Genomic DNA, 19,255 nt, shown 5'->3' with positions numbered 1-19,255 from the left:
GGATGACCAACTCCTCCAGGCATCGAACCATACCTCAAGCCGCCCTTATCCGGATATTGATACGGAGTGGGGAAGAAAAGATATTAAAAAAGAACACACGATCAATTCGAGATTCGACTACGTATATATCGTATTGTCTCATCAAACTGGTTAGATGGGGCAGATTTCGCTTCTGCATGTTGGAAGCTCATACTATGATATGTATCCCGCACTTCTACCCTCCGGCTGTTACCGCTCTCATCTGTCCAAACTGAAGAAATCATCTCGTATGGGAGAGCTACGGCTATAGTTGATTCATTGATGACAGCGACTACATCATGACCGGCTACCAGAGCAACATCTCTCGTACTTACTTCCATATACTTTGTATAATCTTCTGAATGTCCACCATGGAATATGTCGAGATCCCAATTATGGGTCAAAAGTGCGATATGAAATGGAATTAATCCATTTTCAATATGCGTTTCTATTGGAGGGTAGTACGTCGCGTGACCCGTTAATCTATCTCTCGTGACTGTGCTACCCGAACTGGCAATAACCTCCTCAAGCTCTTCACTCATAATAAATCCAATCAGAACAATATCATATCAAACTTATCTCCCCTATCTCAGTTAATACACAAGGAGTCTTTCTTTATATGATATTCTGTATTTCTTCAACGGTCCCTAATCGCGTATACGGGAGAAGGAGTGATAACCAGTTGGGACTCTACTGTCCCGGTATTCGAAACTTTTCGATATACGCTTCACCCTATCTTGAAGGATCGCCACGTCAATCTCCAGCTTCGTGGTCGAGATCGTAGGGTTTCCCACATAAGGACAGTAGGTGAGATACCCTACGATTTCACTGGGGGGTTCCAAGCCTTCGAGGGTGTTACGGCGGCGGAGTAGAGCCCGCTCTAAATTCGTTCGCTATCCTCCCCCTCGAAGGCTCGGTACTCAGTCAATCCTCGTTGACAAGCACGGTTTCCCAGACGTACATCTCGTTCACATTACGTCCCAAACGACGCAGGTACTTGGTCAGTTGTTCGCGTTGTAGTCAGCTATTGCTTGGAGTACGTCTTGGAATGATGCATTGCCAGAATTGTAGTCTCCAATTGTTCCCAGTACATCTTGGAAGGACGCATCACTACTCTCGCTGTCTTCCACGGTTAGTGTCGTTGTAGTGTCTGCGTAGCCGTCCTTACTGACTGAGATGGTGTATTCGTCTGGATCGTTAGTGTTTATCGACAGGGTTGCCTCACCATTCAGATCCGTGGTCGCCGACAAACCAAGAGCAGAGAGTGAGACTGTTGCATCTACAACTGCGTCGCCGGTTGCACTGTCGGTAACTGTGACGCCTACATCTGTTGTCGTCCCGGAAGTAACCGATGAAGGCGAAAGTGACAGACTGAGGTTGCCCTCAGATGGCGACTCGGTCGGTGAGTCAGACCCGTCAGAGGGTGAATCAGATGACGAGTCAGAATCCGGCGCAGGGAACATCGAAAGACTCGTCGACTCCGGGGCATATGTGTCAGTTGTCGTCATAACGAATCCGTCTTGATTCGCTCGATAAAGATCATAATTGTCTCCTTCAGTGGTGAGCGAAATTGCCCACTCCTCTACTGTCCCAGTAGCCGCATCGAGAGCTAAGAAATCTCCATTAGCACGCCCCACAATCACCGGATCGCTATATGATCGCAAATTGATGTATGGTGGTCGGGAATCTTCTGTTTGCATATTCTCGTAGATTGTACGACTCCACTCAACCTGCCCCGTTGAGATCTGTCTGGCCGCAAGTTTGGCCGTGTAACCTGCTGATGCAGGTGTATTCGTCAGGTGATAAAAGAGTCCGTTAACCCATCCCCCAATCTGGTGGTTGATATCAGTATCAATGGACTGCGTCCAGAGTGTCTCCCCACTTGGGACTGCAACGGCGCGGAACTGTCCCTCGTCGATGATTCCGTATTTCAGATCCCCACGTCTGCCGTCAATCTGAGGAATCCTCGGTCCAGAAAGTGTGAGAACTGGATCACTGTCGAAGGACTCGAATACTCTCACGACCTCAGTTGATGATGAACCTGTGTAGCTAGAGCTGTTCACGAGAGTGTAATTTTCAGGATATTCCCTCAGAGAGACAATGAGGGAGTCTGATGATGCGATCGGTTCGGCTACAGGGATGGTGTACGTCCCAAAGACCTCGCCAGTGCGTGCATCAAGATCAAGGATACGGTGACCATCGGCCGTTGCGAACATCACATATTCGTTTGGTGAAAATGGGAGGGTTGCCTCCTGATGTGCCCCTGGAAGCGAGATAGTCTTGTTCCATATTATTTCTCCAGTCGATTGATCAACACCCAAGAGTTGATTATCCGTAATCCCTTCCTCTTCACTGGTGACGAGAAATGTTTTTTCTCGAACAAGACTCGTTGTAAGCCGCCTATGCTCCCCTTCACTGGGGTATTCGATAGTCCACTGCTGACTGCCGGATGGCGGATCGTAGGCCGTTATTGTCGACCCCTGTTGCACGAGAACATTGTCCTCAAACGGCCTTATATCAATGAATTCACTGGAGAAGTCGCGTTGCCAGCGCACCTCGCCAGTTTCTGCATTAATCGCAAGTAATTGAGTCGAATCTATGTCATTCTGTGGAGATACCCGAACGTATACCGCTTCACCACCATATGCATATCTCGCATAGGTGTCTCCATCAAACTGTTTGGTCCAGAGTGGTTCAGTAACGGGGTCTGGCAGGCTAATCGCTGATGTCTCTGTCGTGTATGCGGGCGCCTTATCGGGGCTGGTCCCAGTTGCCTGCCCACGACCAGCGATCCCACTAAGGCCAATTCCTGCTGTAACACCCATTACCCCCGTCTGAAGTAGCGTCCGTCGATCAAGTTCTTGCATGGTTGACTTTCCTCACCTTGTCGGATACTTTCATGCTCCAAACTGGAACAGTAATTTCGAGAGCCAAACTGTACATATTTCTTTCACGTTTTGTATTTTTGGCTTGTGGTAAAATCGAGAGATTCCAATTACGACGACAATGAAGTATCTTCTACCTTTATCCGAAATATAATGTATACCTATTACACATACATGCGTAATGGTCAGAAGGCGGTCATTCCTTGGGTTACTCGGCACGGGGGCTATTGGTGGATGGACTGGGCGAGTCAAGGGACAGTTACCCTCAACTGGACAAAAACAGGCGGAACAGTCGGCTCAACAAACGGACTGGCTCCAACAAACGAAGCTGACAGCCGATGATGGCAGTACTGAAGACCTTTTCGGTAGCGCAGTTGCACTATCGAATCAGACTGCTCTCATTGGAGCGTACGGTGATGATCCAAATGGGGAACATTCAGGGTCGGCATATGTGTTCTCGCGAAATACTGGCGAATGGGATCAGCAGGCAAAGCTAATTCCCGACGATGGGGATAGCGAAGACAGCTTTGGGGATGCAGTTGCACTATCGAGGGAAACAGCACTTATCGGCGCTCACTACGATGAGGCTCCTAATGGAAACACAGCGGGAGCAGGATCAGCATATGTGTTTTCGCGTAATAACGGCGAGTGGACGCAACAAGCCAAGCTAATTCCCGCTGACAGCGGGTCTGGAGACTTGTTTGGAACGTCCGTTGATATAGAAGAGGAAACAGTACTTATTGGCGCACCTGGGGATGGCGACGGTGACAACCGAACAGGCTCTGCGTATGTATTCAATCGCACTGATGATGATGAATGGACACAAGAAGCGAAACTCACGGCAAATGATAGTGCTGACGAAGACTTCTTTGGGGACCCGGTCGCAGTAGCGGGAGAAATCGCTCTTATTGGTGCGTCCAGGGATAATAATTCTAATGGAGATTCCGCAGGCACAGCGTACGTATTCTCCCGGGATAACGGAGAGTGGCGTCAGCAGGCCAAACTGACCCCCGAAGATGGCGATAGTAGCGACGTTTTCGGAATATCTGCCGCACTGGCGAAAGAAACGGCGCTTATCGGAGCAAGAAACGATACATCAGCATACGTGTTCTCCCGGGATGACGGAGAGTGGAGCCAGCAAGCCAAACTGACGCCAGATGACTATGATAGCACTAGTGACTTTGTTCCATCACTTACGCTATCAGGAGACACGGCAATCATTGGGGTCCCAGCTCCTACGGAGTCAGCTGACACCTTGTCACCATATATCTTCACTCAAACAAATGGAGAGTGGAGCCAGCAGGCCAAACTAACGCCGGATGATGGCGATTCCGAAGACGAATTTTCCGGCATAGTGGCACTCGATGATGGGACCGCGTTTGTTGGGGCACCGGGTGATTCAGCACTCGGCAATCATTCAGGCGCAACGTATGTGTTCAAGAACAATAGTGCAGAAAACACGCCAGTCTCAGGATTTGACCCGTCTGTCCATGGGTTTGGCTTTGCCAACTACGATACTGGGTCAACACCGGATTCCGACGAGGTGTTTACTGCTGTTCGGACGACATTTCTTCCCCAATTAGAGGATATGGGTATCGCTACCTCGGCGCCAGGATTTGTTCCCGCCCTTGCGAGCGCATTATATTTGGCTCTTGATGGTGGTCTAACGGGGGGGCACTGCTTAGGAATGGTACACACTGCACGAAAGTATTCCTCAAGTGGTGTTCCTTCTCTCCCAGAATATTCTACATCTGTAGAAACGGCCGCCGATATCATCGATAATCCTGAAACGACCGACGGCTTGGATCCTGTCGAAGTAGACATAGACGAAATTCAGCACTCACAGGCATTCGATCCCATATTCGGCTTCAGATACTTTGCCCAAGTCTTCGCTCCTGATGTAGGTTCCGGTTCGATCAATCACGAGGATGTGCTGAACGCAATCGAAAACCAAGTCACCAAGGGCACCCCGGCATCTGTGTCGTTAGTCGATTCGTCTGTGTCATCGCTCGTTGATCGATTCTTGGGTGGCCACCAGGTTCTCGCATACGAGGTACAACGTGAGTCTGACTTCTTGGTTTCAGTCCCGATCTATGACCCGAACTATCTGGCCGAAACATATCAGCAAGGCGGAGAGACACAACTGGTGTTTTCTCGCTCCTCAAAGGATGAGGATTTTTCTGTCTCTTATACTGGTATCGATGGGGATACTTATGACCGAGCGATGTTCTTAGCTGAAAAGCCAGACCCAGATTTATCATTATTCAGTGTCGGTGGAAATAACGAGGGATTCGAAACCATCCTCTCCCAGGGCCTTGAGAGTTTCATATCTGTCGGTGTTAAATCGCCAGTAATCCTGAATGTGACGGGACCTGATGGCCAGCTTGTCCCAGAGTCACCGATACCCAACGACAAGATCCGAGAAGAGACAGAGTACGAAGGACTGTACTATTTCTTTGACGCATCGGCCGGCGACTACGATATCATCGCCACGGGAACGGATAACGGAGAGTACACAGTTGAAATAAAAGGCACCACAGCGGAAGGTGGCACAATTAACGATAGCTATACAGCATCGATTGAGGAGGGAAAATCACAGACACTTACAGCAACTGTCCCAGAGGATCCTACTCAAGAAGGAGCCGTTACGGAGGGCGACAGTAGCCCCCTACCGACCGAGCCCGGCGAACCAACCTTCCAAGACGTATTAGGTGTGATCCAAGCTTACAATGCTGACGAAACATACAACGGTGTTGAAGTTAGCTTTAGAGACGTTTTGGAGGTAATCAGCGCGTACAACGCTGACTGAATAATATCGGTGTGAAAGGAATCTGTCTGACGTTTTCGGTAGTAGGTGAGATACCCTACGATCTCGCTCGGTAGCTGTAAGCCTTCGAGGTGGTTTACGGCGGTGGATTGGAGTCTGCTTTCAATTCGCTCGTTCATCTCTCCTCGAAGGTTCGCTTCTTGAACAGATCCTTGTCGACAAGCCGAAATTAACCGGACGGTGTACGACCTTGATCTTTTTCGGAACTCCTGCTATACTACCCATTAGCTACACTTCCGAAAGACCTCAATTTCCAGTCTCAGCCCACCAATCTCGCTGACGGGCTTACCTACTCTGCCGATTTTCGATCTGGGTAGTGTTCTAACTGCCCCATTTGTTTCGACAGTCGACGTTCTAACAGCCTCTGTTTATCAATAGAATACATCCCCTTTCGTCACCACAAAAAACGCAATAGCGGTTAGTGTGCGTCCCTCTGTTGGAAGCTGTTGCTGATGCTCTGCTGTATATCTCAGTTGTGGGAAGTGGAGATCGGTGTACCTCTACTTTCGAGAACATCTATTACGCTGATTTCTAAGTTAATTGTAAGCCTTCGAGGTGCTTGTTGATCCTTCCTATTAGTGCGGCAGAGTAGTTATTACTAATTACTATACTAACAGCTGTAACTACGCTAATTGCAAGCCTTGGAGGTGGCTTAGTTATTCTTCGTTATTATGCTGTGCTGTATATACTACATAATTAGTATAATAACAACCGCATTAACCGAACTACTCACTACCGTATACAGCTACTATACGTTACGTCAATTGTCGATAAAAAGAAGATGGTCATCACCCCTCGATGCGTTGACGCGCTCCGTTTGTTTTTCTCGAAGTCTGACGTACTAAGTCTATACGTGAGAGGTCAGAAACCCCCCTACTCCACCTGCCCGAACTCCGTGAACTCCGCCAGCCGAACGTCCGACCAATGATACGCGTTCCCACGTCCGCCGCGCCGGTGAGTGACGTATCCTTCCTCGTCCAGTTCTTTCATCAGTTCACCGACCTGCTTCGTCCCGACCGACGTGTCCGCCGCTATCTCTTTGTTCGTCAGCTCGCCATCGGGCCATGACTCCGAACGACGTAGCGCGTTAACGACTTCCTCCATTCCATCCGACCAGGTATCAACCTCCAAGGCTTCGTCGGGAGTGACCCATTCCGGAAGTCGAGACGTGTGGACGTAGACAGTTGCACCCTTCTCACCCTTCGAGGGAGTACGGCCGAAGCGCATCACAGCCTGGAGGACTTCCTTCTCGACAACGTCTTGAAAGAGCTTGTTGCCGGGCCATTGGAACTCAAGACCTTCGCCACGGGTTGGTTGTCCGTCGTTTCGCTCTTTCCGTTCGACTGCTCTCCCGTCGAGAGCACCCCATCGTTTGACGGCCTCGTTCTCTGGTGGATGTGGACTCCCAATTACTGCACCAACACGAGTTTCCGCGAATTTGTTACTGCCCTTGAGATTGCCATAGTGTTCCGCCCCCTCGATGAATTGATGCACCATGGAAGAGTCGTACTGTTCCTGCGCTTGCTTCGAGGTGATGACTGCCGGATGAGTTCCCTCCCGCTCGTAGATCCCCTCCAACAGCGCTCCGTCTGATTTGGTATTGATGTGCTTGCCGCTCTGATGTGGTTTCGAACCAGCATCCGTTTGCTTGATCTCGAGTCCAAGAACGTTCCGTAGGTACTCTCGTTTCTCTGTGTCCGACTCAAGCACTTTCTCGTGTTCTATCCAGTCACCACCGAGGGCCAGTCGCCATTTGGTTACTGTGGGAGTTCCGTCGAGGGCGATGACACTCTCTGACGCATAGAGTGGTGGTGGAATGAGAACCGTCCATTCGTCTTCGGGACTTCGGACGGCTCTCCGCCCCGCTCCAAGGGTGGCAGTTTCCCACTCGTTATCCAGCAGATCAAACTCAAGTCCAGCATGGGTGAGGAGTGGAGCATGAGCGTGGAATCCGGGTTTCCGTTGTAGAAGGAGTCTCGTGTCCCGGTGAGAATAGAAGCCAAGGTCGCTCACCCATTCCCTGACCTCGTCTTCGTATTCTGAGTTGTTTCGTCGACGGATCAGATCCTTCCAGTTCTCGAATGGAAGAGCATCCTCAGCATCCAGGTAGTTACTGATCGCTCTCGTCGCATCATTGTGTGTCGGCTCGAAGAAGTAGGCATCACCAGGAAACTCGTCGATAGCGACGTAGCGGTCTTCGAGGTAGTCTCGATTGTGAGCTTGGAGGTAGTGTCCGATCAGCACGTCGTAGTTCTCGGGATCGAACTCCCGCCGCTCCATGTATCGACACTTCCCTTGTTGTTGACAGGGTAGTGGTCGACCGAAGTATTGGCGAGCGTTTTCGTGGATTTCTGCTCCGGAGATCCCCGACTCATAGACTTCGTTGACTTGCTCCTCCAAGGGTAGATCCTCTCCCATCGTTTCGCAGTCATGTTGAAAGGCAGGTAGTGAGAGAAAACTCAGACCCATCTCCTCACACCACTGCGTGTACTGACCGTAGAGTTCCCGTCGAGAAGTGAAGACAGTAAGTGGGTTTCCCGTCGTCTCTGCCCACTCAATGACTCCGTAGCTCTTGCCCATTGCCGGGAGAGCTTCTACAAGAGTAGTATTGTCTTGGTCGAAAGCGCGGCGAATAGAGGCATCGAGGCGGTCCCGAACTTTGGAGAGAGTTAGTGGTGGATTCGAGTTCGTTGGTAGAGGAATACTATAATCCGCGGAAGGTCAGTGTTAAATGGTGTCGAAGTTTTCCAGAGAGGCCACTACTACTGATCCAATAGAGGACCATTTTTCCTCCACTATCGGTCAGGGTGGCTTTGATGAATATATAAGTAGGGTCTCGCAGCACAGCTTCTTTCTTCTGACGCTAATTCAGATGCAGAAGTCGATCGGTAGACCACTCAGAAACCGAGATTGGATTTAGTCTGGATCCACATGGCTTCCCTCGATAAATTCCTTGATTCTTGATGGTAACTCTTCTTCTGGGTCTATATTGAAGATAGAGTGAATAGGTGAGTCCACGGCAATCGGGCGTCCCATCTCTACGACATTATCTCCATGTTGCTCAGAGTGCGAGGAGAATATGATTGCATTTAGACTATCAGATTTGTTGAGTAGGCCGATAATCTGTTCGTTGGCCAGCCTCTGCCACTGGCTGACTGTGCCGCCATGATAACTTTCCGTCTCCCTTCTCTGCATCTGCTCAATTACGATGTAGGGCAAATCAATGAAGACGACACTAGGTTGGAAACCGGAAACTTGGCTTGAAGCGGAGCGAATCGTGTTCATCACCCAATCATTCAACTGAATCTCGTCGTACTTCGGGAAGTCAAACTCCATCGCATATGCATTCATAACCACTACTTGGCCCAGTTCGTTCACAAAGATTTGAACGTCGCCATGGCCGTCCGTATCCATCGGATCAATCTCGTGGTCCAAATGCCCCAGAGGATCAATCTTCTCCCGAAGCTCATCCATTTCAGAGGCAGTCCTAGGGATTCTACCTTCGTATTCAGTCACCCGCCCGCCTTCGTAGTAGTCGAGCAACTCGATATGGAACTTATCACCATCTACCGTTACAGAATTCTCTTCCCATCTGTTTCGAAGAAGTTCAGCAATGGAGTCAGCAAGTTGATCTATATGCTGATCTTTTGGCGGCGTGTCCGAGGAGATTCGAAGGGCGAAGCTGTCTTTACCTATATTGATTTGATTCCAAACTTTGTCGCTGATCGTCTTACCGGTAATCTCCATCTTTTCATCGAATGGCACCTGGCTGGTCTTCCGCTTGCACTCAATAGAAACGTCAGTGCAGTCTTCTGTTACGACTATGTCGCGGCCTCCTACACTACCCTCTTTGACCAACTTGGTATCGAAGCCACGTCGGTGGAAAATCGAAGCCGTCTCCAATTCGAACAAGGCGTCTAGGGTTTCATCCCGATTTAGTAACCGTTGGACGTACTCTTCGGCGATATCTGGGCCAGTCTCATCTGCTTCAATCACACCCAATTCGTCAAATACCTCTATGGCTCTACCAGCGTAAATCACGTCTACAACAGGCAAGAGCATCCTGATGTTGCCTGTCCTGAAATAACGGTTCGTCTCCTCCCTAGTCGTGACAATCCGGCTGAACAGGGGATGAGCTTCCCTTGCATTGGCAATAGACATCTCGCTCTCGGGAGCTTCGTCAAGACTCACGCGTTCTCCGTGTCGATTCAAGCCCTTTCTCCACTCGGAAAGTTGGTCTTCAAAATTGCTGTGTCTATCTAAGAATTCAGACAGAAGCTGCTCATACCGCATCACATCATATTGGTCTAACTCCACGGTTTCTCTTTCTGAATCGTCCATGAACGCATATTTTCAATCCTCCTCATCAAGTTTGTAACGACATTTTTCAAAAATCTGACAATTAAATATAGTTTGAAATTTCTAGTATATGCTTACTAATCTACTCTCAGATTTCCAAATGCAAGACTCGCGCTATGTATTCAGCATGCTCGCGAAAATCTATTACTGATTGAGGATTTCAACGAGCTCAGATTTCTTTAGTCCACCCCATTTCCTCTGACCGCTCTTCGAACCCTTCGGACTCAAGAATATGCTCCATAGCAGGATGCATCACGTTGTTCGTCGTCACTTCGGAGACACCGTGTGCTTGACTCAAGGCTATGAACTCGTTAAAAGCGGCTCGTCCGATTCCTTTGTCTTGTAAGTGAAGCTTGACATCGATATGCTCGATTTTCCCAGGAACACCTTCGATAGCTCCGACGCGTTCACCGTTCAGCAGTATATCATACCCTAACATCGCTTCAATGAGGGTCACGTCCTCCGGATCGACTTGAGTAGTATCGTCTTCCATTATTTTACCACATTGAATCGGCGGCTTTTGTCGCGGCATCGACCGACCCACGGGTGTACCGCATCGTCGTCTCGACGTTCTTGTGCCGAAGCTGGTTCTTCGCCAGATAGATGCCCTCCTGTTCGGCCCACATTGAGGCCGCTCCATGACGGAAGGAGTACCAGGACAGGTTACGTCCCTGCTGGTCGAGATCAGCTTCCTCGGTGAGTTTGTTCAGCACGCGATTCAGTGTCCCTGACCCGTAGGTGTTCCCTGTCCGGGTGAGCCACACCGCGTCCCGTCCGTCGTAGAGGTCGTAGCTCCCGCGTTCCGAGAGCCAATTGCTCACGGCGGTAACTGATTTGCTGGAGAGCGCACACTCCCACTCGGCGTCGTTCTTCGTGGACTCGTCTTTGGGGACGAGCATCTTCTTATTCTCTAGGTTGAACCACTCCACCTTCGCACGCCCCACCTCGATGGGTCGAAGCCCACAGTCTGATGACACGGAGACGATGGAGGGGATTTTCCACGAGTTTGCCCGCTCGAACTCTTCTGCAGCGACCTCGGACTTGGGCATCTCGAATCGTTGTGAAAGATACGCCTTGATCTGGTCGCGCTCTGGTCGACTGACACTGTGGTAGCTCTTGACGGAACTGACCGCGAGGGCGGCTTCGTAGAGCGCCCGCATCTCCTCGGGGTAGAACTTGTCCTTGGTGGACGAATCCGAGTTGGTGTCCAGCGGGATCTCGTGACTCCACTCGGGGATATCCTTGTTCCGCTTCTCGCGGAAGAACTTGAACAGTCGCTTCAGTGATTTCTCGAACGTGTAGACGTAGGTTTCAGGATGCGTCGTTCGTCGGACGAGAAATTCGATCAGTTCGGTTGCATCCTCTGGTGTGAACTCTTTCGTGTAGCTTCCTTCGCGTTCCCACAACCAGCGGTAGGCTTCTTCGACCTTGTAGTGGGTCGTCCGCACCGTAGCATCAGCGTAGCCTTCTCGCTTGTATGTGTCCCGCCCCTCGATGAGTAGCCATTCGAGGAAGGTTTCCTTGAAGTCTCGATAGTCGTCTCCGAGAAGCGCGGAGAAATCATCAAGTCGTTCTTCCGTTGCCTCTGCTACCGGGGGAACCGGAAATTCGACCGTCTCAGTGGTGTCTTCCTTGAGTTGCATGAGTCACACTCCCCGGCTCGGCATTAGCTGAAGCCCGTGGTTTCGGGGCTTCCTTGCCTACCCACACTAATCGCCACACGGCGGCGGGGTAATCTCCGTTAGCCGAACCGGAAGATTTTCTCTATATTTGGTTTCTGACTGTTTCGTGCCGCAAAATGAGCGTACGAGGCGTGAAACGCCGAGTCATGCGCCGGCCGGGATTTGAACCCGGGCCATGAGCTTGGAAGGCTCAGGTCCTACCACTAGACCACCGGCGCGCACGCCACTCTTTCGGACGGCGGAATAAGGCCGTTTCCCTTCGCGGCCGACGACGGACCGCCCCACATCCGCACGAAACGGTTATTCGCCCGGCCGCCGAGAGGGCACGCGTCATGGACCCCGTCACCACCGACGACGCGCCGACGTTCACCGACGCTTACTCGCTTCCCATCGGACAGGGGATGATCCACGGCGAGACGCTGCATACGGCGATGTTGCCCGGCGACCCGGAGACGGGCGACATCGTCGGCGAGACGATGGCCGAACAGGCCGAACGAACCCTCGAAAACGTCGGCGCAGTCCTCGAGGCCGGCGGGTCGTCGTTCGACGACGTGATCAAGGTCACCGTCTACGTCACGGACCTGGACGCCTTCGAGGAGTTCAACGCGGTGTACGAACGGTACGTCTCCGAGCCGTATCCGGTCCGGTGTGCCGTGGAGGTGGCGGACCTCTACGAGACGGTCATGGTGGAACTCGACGTCGTCGCCGCCGTGTGAGCGATCGTACGGGTCATCGGAAGTCGATCGTCTCAGTCGTCGGCCGCGGACTCGGCCGCCTCGGCTTCCCGAAACGCCCGCGCCGTCTCCCGGAGCGACTGCGAGACGGCGGGCACTTCGTCGGGGTCGACCGGTCCCTGCGCCTCGATCTCGTCGACGCTCCGCGGGAACGCCCGGAGGTCCATGTGGATGGCGATGCCGGCCTTCGCGCCCTGCCCCATCGCCACGGGAATCTGGTTGTGACCCTGCACGAGGTCGCCGACGGCGTGGACGCCGTCGACGCTCGTCCGGCCGTGGTCGTCGGCGACGACGGTGCCGTCGTCGTTCAGATCACAGCCCAGATCGGCCGCGAGGGCGTTGTTGTACTCCGAGCCGTACATGGGGAAGCCGCCGCGGTACTCGCGGACGCTGCCGTCCTCGAACTCGAAGCTCTCCAACCAGCCGTCGGGGCCGCGGTTCATGCCCGTGATCTGCTCGTCGATCACGTCGATGGGGTGGGCGTCCAGCATGCGCTCGGTCTCGTCGCTCCAGGTGGGGTCGTCGCCGCGGGTGAGGAGGTCGACCTCGTCGGTGAAGTTGAACATGATCATGGCGACGTAGGCGGCGCTGTCGCCGTGGCCCATCACGTACACCGACTCGTCGACGAACATGTAGGCGTCACAGTGGAGACAGTAGTGGAGCCCACGCCCCGTCGGCGGGAGCGGCGGGTCCGGTTTCACGTCGCTGAAGCCAGTCGCGAGGACGACCCGCCGGACGTCGACGTCGTCGCCGTCGTCGACGGCGAGGTGGAACCGCTCGTCGTCGCGGCGGTCGATCCCGTTCACGAAGCCGCGACGGTAGGTGGCGCCGTACTCTTGAACCTGCTGTTGAGCGGTCTGCAGGAACTCGACGCCCGAGACGTCCTCGGTGATGCCGATGACGTTGTGCGTGTCCTGCATCATCGCGGCGCGGCCCCCGCCGCGGTTGACGATCACGGTGTCGTGGCCGAGACGGGTGGTGTAGAGAGCGGCGGTCAGGCCGGCCGGCCCGCCGCCGACGACGGCGACGTCGTAGGTGGTCTGGTCGCTGTCGGTCATCGATGCGAGATAACGGTTCCCCCGGGTTAAGTGTACCACGTCTGTGCGTCCGGGGGCCCGGACCGCAGTAGCGGTATCACAGCAGTACGAACGCGAATACGAGGTAGGTGAGCACGAGGAGGCCGGCGGCGTGTTTGACGCCGTCGGCGACGCCGCCCTCGGCGAGCTGGCCGGCGATGAGGCCGGAGCAGACGGCCTGCACGGCCGAGATGTGGAAAAAGAGGAGTTCGTAGGCGCTGGTGTTCACGTCGGTGCCGGTGAACGCGCCCGTGACGCCGGTGCCGGGTGCGTTCGCCGCGGGGGCGGCCGTCCCGCCGGCTTCCTGGACGGCGGGGATGAACGCGACGGTCAGCGCGGCGATGATGCCGAGGAAGACGAACACCGAGATGTAGATGACGAGGATGTAGGTGAGCATCTCCTGTTGGCGTTCGCGGCGGAGGCGACGGGTCGCCTGTGCCTCGTCGGCGGCGATGCGGAGCACGGGCGCGATGTCGCCGCTCGCGCTCATGGCGTTCGTGATGAGGGTGACCGCCTGAGCCACCATCCGGACGCGGGTTCGGGCGGCGAACCGCCGGAACGCCGTGCTCACGTCGGCCCCCCAGCGTACGTCCCGGCGGGTTCGCTCCACCTCGGCTTCGAGGCCGCCGAGGTCGGTGTCGGCCACCCGCCGGAGGCTCTCGACGACGCTCATGCCGGCCTCGTTGACGCTCGCGAGGCGGGAGAGGAAGTCGGGGACCGCGCGCTCGATGGCCCGGACCCGCCGTTTGTGTACCTCGTGGAGGACGGCGAAGACGGTCATGACGAAGATGGTCGCCTCGATGACGGGGAGGTCGAGCGTCTGGAGCGCCGAGGGGCCGAGCGGAATCGGGACGGCGCGATAGAGCACCCACCCGACGCCGAGTGGCACGGTGACGACGAAGCTGATCCACGGATGTTCGAGGACGCTCCGTAACGGCGCGTTCGCCCACGACCGAAGGGCGCGCAGGCGGTCGTATGCCGCGAGGCGTTCGGCGTTTCGGCGCCACAGGCCGTCGCCGCCGTCGTCGCCGAAGACGGCGACGCCACCGTCGGAACGGGCCGCGGCGCCGTCGCCGCCGGGGACGCCCAACACGTTGCCCACGTCGCGACTCACGTCCGTCAGCGCCGTCTCGTGCTGGGTCAGGCTGTCGATGTAGACGACGAACCCCGCGCTCGCGAGCGGGATGCCGATGTAGCCGACGAATCGCACGATGGAGATGGTGTCCTCGATGACGAGGCCGATGACGACGAGGACGGTGATGAAAAAGAGCGGCCCGGCGACGAGGACGGTGACGTACACCTCGGCGAGCGTCGAGACGAGTTCGAGATACTGCTCCTGCTGGGCTTCGGCCTCCTCTTGGTAGCGCTCGTACTGGTCGCGCAGGAACGACGAGAGGTTACGCCCGCTCCCGAGGACGCTCGCGAGGTTGTCGGCGAACTCCGACAGCCCCTCGCTCGGCGTCCGCTCAGCCGTCCGCTCGACGGCGGTCAGGATGTCCGTCGAGAAGGTGTTCATGTCCCTGACCGCGACGCCGACTTCGCGGGCCGCCTCGCCGTAGATGTCCTCGTTGCGGGCGAGCGTGTCGAGCACCTTCGGGAACGGCATCCCGCTCCGGGAGAGGGCGTAGACGAACGCGATGGTCCGCGGGAGCGTCGCCTCGATCTCGCTCGCGCGGGCGTTCGCCAACTGGTCGAGATACGCCCACCGCGCCCAGTAGGTGCCGAGCGCGAGGGCCGTCCCGAGGGTCGCCCCGAAGAACAGAAAGAGGACGAACAGGCCGAGGAGGGTCAGATCCTGAAGGCGGGTGAGGCCGGCGAGAAAGGAGAGCGCCGGGGGGACGACGGCCAGAATCGACTCGCGGCTGATCGAGAAGAGATCGACCAGCCACGTGGCGACGTAGACGCCGAGGATGGCGCCACAGACGCCCGCGAGGCCGCTGATAAAGAGGGTTCGGGAGGCGAACACCCGGTGGGTGGTGCCGACGTGGGTCGCCCGGAGGCGCTCCAGTTGCCAGGATCGCCGCGAACTCCGCCCCACGTAGTCGCCGAAGATGGGGACGGCGAGTCGCGAGACGAGCAGGTCCGCACGGCGACTGACCGGCGAGAGCACCACCGGGAGCGCGAGGACGACGACCAGCACGAGCGGGGCGAGCGGCCCGATCACGGCGTCGCTCCGTCGGCAGCGATCCGTTCGAGGACGCGCTCCGGATCGGCGTAGTACTCGTTGACCAGGGCGGTGAACCGTCGGTAGTCGGTGATGCCCCGATCCTGCAACGTCGTCAGGAACTGCCGTCGGTTCCGGAGCTCCTCCAGCAACTGGGTTCGCGTCCACCCGCGGTCGTCCCGAATCTCGTCGAGCAGCGAGCTGTCCTGTCGGTCGAAGGTGTCGGTGTCGGCGTCCCAGGTGAAGGCGTTGGAGTAGTCGAGTTCACCAGTTCGCTGGTCGATACCGCCGATTTCGCTGATGGCGGCCGAGCGTCGCACCCGTTCGCCGTCGAGGCGGGTCAGCCGCTGGACCGAGAGCAGGTCGAGCGACTGGATCATCGCCCGCGGGACGTTGATCGGCTCGTTCTCCAGTCGGTTGATCACCGTCTCGATGCTGTCGGCGTGCATCGTCGAGAACGTGGTGTGGCCTGTGTTCATCGCCTGAAAGAGCGTCACCGCCTCGTCGCCCCGCACCTCGCCGACGATGATGTACTCGGGACGGTGACGAAGCGCCGACCGGAGGAGGTCGTACATGTCGATGTCGGCGCCCTCGTGGAGGCGTTCGCGCGTGACGCTCGAGAGCCAGTTGTCGTGGTACAAGGAGAGTTCGCGGGTGTCCTCGATGGAGAGCACCTTCGAGCGCGGGGGAACGAACATCGACACCGCGTTCATCGAGGTGGTCTTCCCCGAGGCCGTCCCGCCGGCGAAGATGAGCGACTTGTTGTGTTCGATGGCGAGCCACAGGTAGGCCATCTGCTCGACGTTGAACGTGCCGTAGTCGATGAGGTCGATGGGCGTGAACGGCTCGTCGGCGTACTGGCGGATGGTGAAGGCCGACCCGCGTGGGGTCACCTCCTCGCCGAGGGCGAGTTCGATCCGGGAGCCGTCGGGAAGGGTCGTTCCGATGACGGGGTCGCCGACGCTGATGTGGCGGCCGGACTGCTGGGCCAGTTGGACGACGTAGTTGTCGAGTTCGTCGGGATCCTCGAAGATGATGTTCGTCTCGATGTCGGTGTACTCGTCGTGGTAGACGAAGATGGGCAGGTCGTAGCCGTCACACGACACGTCCTCGATGTGGGGGTCGTGCATCAACGGGTCGATGCGGCCGAAGCCGCGAAAGCCCCGAACGAGGTAGTAGAGGAGTTTGTAGAAGGTGTGCATGTCCACGTCGACGCCGTACTCCTCCAGCAGCGACTCCAGTTCCGTCGCGAGCACCGACTCGTCGGCCGGGCCGTCGTCGTCCCGGTAGAGCAGTGGGTCGCGGATATCCTCCAGCACGCGGTCACGAAGCGTCGTCTCGACGGGGTTCAGGTCGGGTTCGACCGCGTGATAGTGGTTCTCACTCTCCTCGTCGTCGCGCGTGATCACGACGTACGCGAAGGGGGCGTTCACCCAGTAGCGGTCGAGTTCCTCGTGGCCGGGCGGCACGTCGAACCCCGCGAGTGGCCCGTCCTCGCCCGGCCGGAACGGACGGACGTCGAGGGTCGATCCCCGGAGCATCTCGTAGGTCCGGACGAGCCGTCGACGGAGGCCGTCGAACGTCCCGTCGTACCCCGACGCCGCGTCCTCGGACATCGTTCGTCGGCGCTATGCGAGGCGCTAACTTAAACGTGCGCCCGAGGGCATCGCACGCGATAATTAGGTTTCGAGGACACAAGCCCCAACGATAATGGTTCTCGCCGTGATGGCCCCGGATGATGGCATATTCGGCTCCCGGCGTCGTTCCGGTCGACGGATTCGCCCCGGGCACGTCGATTCTACTCTCCGGGCCGCCGCTCACGCGCAAGCGCGAACTCGTGATCCGCCTCCTCGGCGGTGACGACGACGAGGGCGCGATCATGGTGACGACGAAGATGGGCGCGGGCAAACTGCTGGAGCTGTTCCGGGAGTGGGACGGCGACCGGCCGTCAGACCGCCTCGACGTCGTCGACTGCGTCACGAAGGAGCGGGGGCTCGGACAGGTCCGCGAAACCGAGACGACGTCGTACCTCTCGTCGCCGCGGGACATGACCGGACTCAGCATCGCCCTCTCCGGGCTCTTCCAGCGGTACCACCGGAACGGGGCGCCGATGCGGTTCGGTATGCACTCGCTGTCGACGTTTCTGATGTACCACAACCTCCAGCGGGTCTACCGGATGGTGCACGTGCTGAGCGGACAGGTCGAGAGCGCCGACGCCTTCGGCGTGTTCGTCGTCGACTCGCCGACCGCTCGCGAACTCGACATGCTGAGTCAGTTGGTCGACGGCGTGGTCGAGACGCGGGAGACGGAGACGGAGTGTGAACTCCGGCTCCGCGGCCTCGGCGGGCGCGCGGCCGGGTGGCAGGCCTACTGATCCGACCGTACCTCGTCGAGCGCGTCGATACCGGCGTCGACGAGGGTATCGAGCGAGGGAGAGCCGTCCTTATCCAAGGTGACCGCGATTCCGGAGAACTCGTCGACCGGAAAGTGGAGTACGACGGCTTTCTCGAACCGTCGGACGGCGACGCCCATGCTGCCGAACAGTCGGAAGGACTCCTGGACCGGCGGATCACTGATTCCCTCGACCACGAGTTGTTTGACCTTCTCCTCGAACTCTCCCGGCGAGTACATCTCGACGACGTCGTCGCGGACGTGGATCACGTCGTGTTCGTCGCCCCCGTACCAGACCACCAGCCGGAGCGTGTCGGGCGTCAGGGTCCGATACCGCTCGGCGAGCGACTGGGCGGCGTCTTCCATACACCAGGCGAGACGTGGTCGGAACTAATACTTTTGTGGGACCGACGGGCGACTCCGGGCCGTCGCCGGCCGACCGGTCGGAATTGTAATAACTGTTCAACACCGACGGCGCGGGCCGGCTCGCCGACGTTCCCACCGCTGCCCGCGAATTCGGCGCTTTTCCACGCCGAGGGACGCGACGATGCCCCACGTCGGCCGGCGCGTCGCGCTCGACCCAGTGTGTCGACCCCGGCGCCGTCACCTCACGAGCGAAATTGTACGCTTCCCACACAAGTCTTTTAACCGTGTGGTGCCTACTCAGCGGCGATACAATGCCGGATTCGATGTCCGAACAACTCCAGCGGGACATGGAGTGTGAAGGACTCCTCGAGTGTTTCCACGGGCTCAAGCAGCTCGACAAGGCGTGTTTCCGGGCGCTCGTCGAGGCCGACGAACCGCTGACCGTCGACGAGATCGCGGACGCGGTGGACCGCGAGCGGTCGACGGCCTACCGTGCCGTCCAGCGGCTGCTCCAGACGGGCTTCATCGGGAAAGAGCAGGTCAACTACGACCAGGGCGGCTACTACCACGTCTACTCCCCGACCGATCCCTCGAAAATCGCCGACGACATGCAGCGCATGCTCAACGACTGGTACGCGAAGATGGGCCAGCTCATCCGCGAGTTCGAGGACAAGTACGAAGCCGCCGAGGCGGGCCAGCCCGCGGAGGGCTGACACGGGTCACGACGCCGTCGGTCACCCCGCCGTTCGCCCG

Annotated in this window: 14 protein-coding genes and 1 tRNA gene; 4 read left to right on the top strand and 11 right to left on the bottom strand. The window is 56.7% G+C overall.

Annotated elements, in window-relative coordinates; genetic code table 11:
- Positions 1-101: 101 nt before the first annotated feature.
- A complete protein-coding gene (locus DU484_RS19590; protein ID WP_157969574.1) occupies positions 102-560 on the bottom strand; it encodes a hypothetical protein in 459 nt (152 codons plus the stop codon).
- 459 nt (positions 561-1,019) lie between these two features.
- A complete protein-coding gene (locus DU484_RS13955; RefSeq protein ID WP_114606246.1) occupies positions 1,020-2,885 on the bottom strand; it encodes an outer membrane protein assembly factor BamB family protein in 1,866 nt (621 codons plus the stop codon).
- Between the two features lie 199 nt (positions 2,886-3,084).
- On the opposite strand from DU484_RS13955, the gene DU484_RS13950 reads away from it, so the two are divergent.
- Positions 3,085-5,712: a hypothetical protein gene (locus DU484_RS13950; RefSeq protein ID WP_114606245.1), complete on the top strand. Its 2,628-nt coding sequence runs from the start codon at positions 3,085-3,087 to the stop codon at positions 5,710-5,712.
- A gap of 891 nt (positions 5,713-6,603) precedes the next feature.
- Here DU484_RS13950 and DU484_RS13945 read toward each other — a convergent pair.
- The 5 genes from DU484_RS13945 to DU484_RS13925 form a co-directional block, all read right to left on the bottom strand.
- A complete protein-coding gene (locus tag DU484_RS13945) occupies positions 6,604-8,310 on the bottom strand; it encodes a hypothetical protein (RefSeq protein WP_114606244.1) in 1,707 nt (568 codons plus the stop codon).
- A gap of 336 nt (positions 8,311-8,646) precedes the next feature.
- Complete coding sequence (locus DU484_RS13940) at positions 8,647-10,071, bottom strand: PDDEXK family nuclease (protein ID WP_114606243.1); 1,425 nt, start codon at positions 10,069-10,071, stop codon at positions 8,647-8,649.
- A 187-nt stretch (positions 10,072-10,258) separates the two neighbouring features.
- On the bottom strand, positions 10,259-10,582 hold the full coding sequence (locus DU484_RS13935; protein WP_114606242.1) for a hypothetical protein: 324 nt from the start codon (positions 10,580-10,582) through the stop codon (positions 10,259-10,261).
- 4 nt (positions 10,583-10,586) lie between these two features.
- Positions 10,587-11,732: a tyrosine-type recombinase/integrase gene (locus tag DU484_RS13930; protein ID WP_114606241.1), complete on the bottom strand. Its 1,146-nt coding sequence runs from the start codon at positions 11,730-11,732 to the stop codon at positions 10,587-10,589.
- A gap of 186 nt (positions 11,733-11,918) precedes the next feature.
- Positions 11,919-11,989: transfer RNA gene (locus tag DU484_RS13925), tRNA-Gly, on the bottom strand.
- Between the two features lie 114 nt (positions 11,990-12,103).
- On the opposite strand from DU484_RS13925, the gene DU484_RS13920 reads away from it, so the two are divergent.
- Complete coding sequence (locus DU484_RS13920) at positions 12,104-12,487, top strand: Rid family detoxifying hydrolase (protein ID WP_114586565.1); 384 nt, start codon at positions 12,104-12,106, stop codon at positions 12,485-12,487.
- Positions 12,488-12,519: 32 nt separating this feature from the next.
- On the opposite strand, the gene DU484_RS13915 is transcribed toward DU484_RS13920, so the two are convergent.
- The 3 genes from DU484_RS13915 to DU484_RS13905 form a co-directional block, all read right to left on the bottom strand.
- On the bottom strand, positions 12,520-13,563 hold the full coding sequence (locus tag DU484_RS13915) for an NAD(P)/FAD-dependent oxidoreductase (RefSeq protein WP_114606240.1): 1,044 nt from the start codon (positions 13,561-13,563) through the stop codon (positions 12,520-12,522).
- Between the two features lie 76 nt (positions 13,564-13,639).
- Positions 13,640-15,745: a type II secretion system F family protein gene (locus tag DU484_RS13910; RefSeq protein ID WP_114586563.1), complete on the bottom strand. Its 2,106-nt coding sequence runs from the start codon at positions 15,743-15,745 to the stop codon at positions 13,640-13,642.
- Positions 15,742-17,361: a type II/IV secretion system ATPase subunit gene (locus DU484_RS13905; RefSeq protein ID WP_114586562.1), complete on the bottom strand. Its 1,620-nt coding sequence runs from the start codon at positions 17,359-17,361 to the stop codon at positions 15,742-15,744. The genes DU484_RS13910 and DU484_RS13905 overlap by 4 nt, the downstream gene beginning before the upstream one ends.
- A gap of 122 nt (positions 17,362-17,483) precedes the next feature.
- Between DU484_RS13905 and DU484_RS13900 the strand changes: the two genes are divergently transcribed.
- Positions 17,484-18,119, top strand: a complete 636-nt coding sequence (locus tag DU484_RS13900) for a DUF7504 family protein (protein ID WP_114606803.1) — start codon at positions 17,484-17,486, stop codon at positions 18,117-18,119.
- Here DU484_RS13900 and DU484_RS13895 read toward each other — a convergent pair.
- Entirely contained in the window at positions 18,113-18,502 is a 390-nt protein-coding gene (locus DU484_RS13895; RefSeq protein WP_114606239.1) for a hypothetical protein, read from the bottom strand. The genes DU484_RS13900 and DU484_RS13895 overlap by 7 nt on opposite strands.
- 311 nt (positions 18,503-18,813) lie before the next feature.
- Between DU484_RS13895 and DU484_RS13890 the strand changes: the two genes are divergently transcribed.
- Positions 18,814-19,215: a helix-turn-helix domain-containing protein gene (locus tag DU484_RS13890; protein WP_114606238.1), complete on the top strand. Its 402-nt coding sequence runs from the start codon at positions 18,814-18,816 to the stop codon at positions 19,213-19,215.
- The last annotated feature ends 40 nt before the right edge of the window (positions 19,216-19,255 follow it).

This window comes from Haloplanus rubicundus (assembly GCF_003342675.1).
GTDB lineage: Archaea > Halobacteriota > Halobacteria > Halobacteriales > Haloferacaceae > Haloplanus > Haloplanus rubicundus.
Note: the sequence above shows the minus strand (reverse complement) of the source record. Positions and strands in the feature narration are given on the sequence as shown.